The sequence below is a fragment of the Streptomyces sp. NPDC043876 genome, from assembly GCF_056435825.1.
This window is the reverse complement of the sequence record NZ_JBWKDV010000058.1, coordinates 1-2,545: the sequence shown is the minus strand read 5'-3', so window position 1 is coordinate 2,545 and position 2,545 is coordinate 1. Positions and strand designations below refer to the sequence as shown.

Below are 2,545 nucleotides of genomic sequence, written 5' to 3'. Positions count from 1 at the left end.
ATCCACGCCACACTCTCGGGTCGGGTACGTCTTGGGGCGATTATCTCAGATGTGGCTTCCGCTGCCGTGGGGCGCGTACAGGTCGAGGAGCCGGACCTGGGCGGAGACGAGCCGGTGGGCGAGCACCTGTCCCACCCACTGCCACATCGCGGAGGCGAGGGCGGGGTCGCTGTCCATCAGCGCCCGCACGGCGACGGCGTCGAACTCGTCGGTGCGCAGTGGCGTCGTCGCCTCGGCGCCGAAGTGCCATGTGTAGGGATGGAACAGCCAGGACCAGCCGACCAGCCCGCCGGGACCGACCGTCTCGACCACGGCCGCCTGCCGGCCGGGCACGTGCGCGTCCATGCCGACGTTGCCCGACCGGACGACCCAGAACCGGCTGGCGTGCATGCCCTGGTTGAACAGTCGGGTGCCGGCGGGGAAGTTCGCCTCGTGGGCCAGGCCCAGCAGGCTCTCCTGGTGCTCCGGGGACAGGGCGTGGGTGAAGTGGTGGGGGGAGGAGGTGAGCCGGTGGAGTGCAGAGGTGCTCATGGCGGTTCTCCGTTCGGGTCCTCTCATACGCTCCACCGGTGGCGGCCCGTCCGGGAAGGGCCGTTCGGTACCCTTCTCGGCCCGGACGGCCCCCGCGCCCACCCCGGGCGGGTGGTCAGTAGGGCCAGGACCAGTCGGTGACCTCGGGCAGGTCGGTGCCGTGGAGGCGGATCCAGGCGTGGTGGCGGTTCCGCTGGTCGGTCATGCTCTGGCGCAGGCCCTCGGTGCGGTCGGCGAGTCTGGGGACGCGGTCGATGACGTCCATGACGAGCCGGTACCGGTCGAGGTCGTTGCGCACGACCATGTCGAAGGGGGTGGTGGTCGTGCCGGACTCCTTGTATCCGCGGACGTGCAGGTTCGGGTGGCCGGTGCGGCGGTAGGCGAGGCGGTGGATCAGCCACGGATAGCCGTGGTAGGCGAAGATCACGGGCCTGTCGGTGGTGAAGAGGGCGTTGTACTCGGTGTCCGTCATGCCGTGCGGGTGCTCCTCGTGGGGCATCAGGCGGGCGATGTCGACCACGTTGACGACCCGGACGGCCAGCGTCGGGAGGTGTTCGCGGAGCAGGGACACGGCAGCGAGGACCTCCAGGGTGGGCACGTCCCCGGCGCAAGCGAGTACGACGTCCGGCGCGCGGGAGCCGTCGTCGGTCCCTGCCCACTCCCAGACGCCTGCGCCGCGCGCCACGTGCGCGCGGGCTTCGGCGAGGGGCAGCCAGTCGAAGCAGGGCTGTTTGCCGGCGACGATCACGTTCACCCGGTTCCGGCTGCGCAGTGCGTGCCCGGCCACCGCGAGGAGGGTGTTGGCGTCCGGCGGCAGGTAGACGCGGACGACGCCGGGGCTCTTGTTCAGGACGTGGTCGACGAACCCGGGGTCCTGGTGGGAGAAGCCGTTGCTGTCCTGGCGCCAGACGTGCGAGGTGAGCAGGTAGTTCAGGGAGGCGACGGGCGCGCGCCAGGTCACCTCGCGGGCGCTCGCCAGCCACTTGATGTGCTGGCCGACCATGGAGTCGACGATGTGGGCGAAGGCCTCGTAGGTGGAGAACAGGCCGTGCCGGCCGGTGAGGAGGTAGCCCTCCAGCCAGCCCTGGCACACGTGCTCGGACAGGATCTCCATGACCCGGCCGTCCCGCGACAGGTTGCGGTCGGTGGGTTCCCGCAGGGCCTGCCAGGCCTTGCCCGTCACGGCGTACAGGTCGTCGAGGTGGTTGCTCGCCGTCTCGTCCGGTCCTACGACCCGGAAGTCCCGCCGTCCGGCCGTGCTGCTCATGACCTGTGCGAGGTAGCGGCCCAGGACGCGGGTCGGCTCGTGCAGGGTGCTTCCGGGCTTCTCCACGGGGACGGCCCACGCGTCGAGGGCGGGCAGCGGGAGCGAGCGCAGCAGCCGGCCGCCGTTGGCGTACGGGCTCGCCCCCAGACGACGCTCACCCTCAGGGACGCAGGCTAGTACGGAGGAGACCGGACGGCCATCGGCGCGGAAGAGTTCCTCGGGCCGGTAGGAGCGCATCCAGCTTTCCAGCTGTCCCAGATGCTCGGGGTTCTCGCGGACCCCTGCGAGTGGAACCTGGTGCGCCCGCCAGGTGCCCTCGACCGGCTCGCCGTCGACGGTCGCGGGTCCCGTCCAGCCCTTGGGGGTGCGTAGGACGATCATCGGCCAGGGCGCGCGCCGGCCGCCCGGGTCCGTGCCTGCGGCCCGTGCTTCCCGCTGGATGGCGTGGATGCGGTCAAGGGCCTGGTCCATGGCTCTGGCCATGGCCCGGTGGACGAGGGCGGGGTCACTGCCGCAGACGTAGAGGGGCTCGTGTCCGTAGCCGCGCAGGAGCGCGTCGAGCTCCTGCTCCGGGATTCGCGACAGTACGGTCGGGTTGGCGATCTTGTATCCGTTGAGGTGCAGGACCGGCAGGACGGCGCCGTCGTGGACCGGGTCCAGGAACTTGTTGGAGTGCCAGGAGGCGGCCAGCGGCCCGGTCTCTGCCTCGCCGTCGCCGATGACGCAGGCCACCAGCAGGCCGGGATG

Annotated in this window: 2 protein-coding genes; both read right to left on the bottom strand. The window is 71.2% G+C overall.

All coding sequences use genetic code 11. The features are described 5' to 3' along the window. Positions 1–45: 45 nt before the first annotated feature. Positions 46–531: a cyclic nucleotide-binding domain-containing protein gene (locus tag AC0693_RS38700; protein ID WP_478804623.1), complete on the bottom strand. Its 486-nt coding sequence runs from the start codon at positions 529–531 to the stop codon at positions 46–48. A gap of 115 nt (positions 532–646) precedes the next feature. Further along, the coding region (locus tag AC0693_RS38695) for a phosphoketolase family protein (RefSeq protein ID WP_478804622.1) at positions 647–2,545 on the bottom strand (1,899 nt) is incomplete at its 5' end.

Excerpts from the sequence above, each read along its gene's own strand:
- AC0693_RS38700 (WP_478804623.1), bottom strand. The coding sequence starts at position 531 with ATGAGCACCTCTGCACTCCACCGGCTCACCTCCTCCCCCCACCACTTC.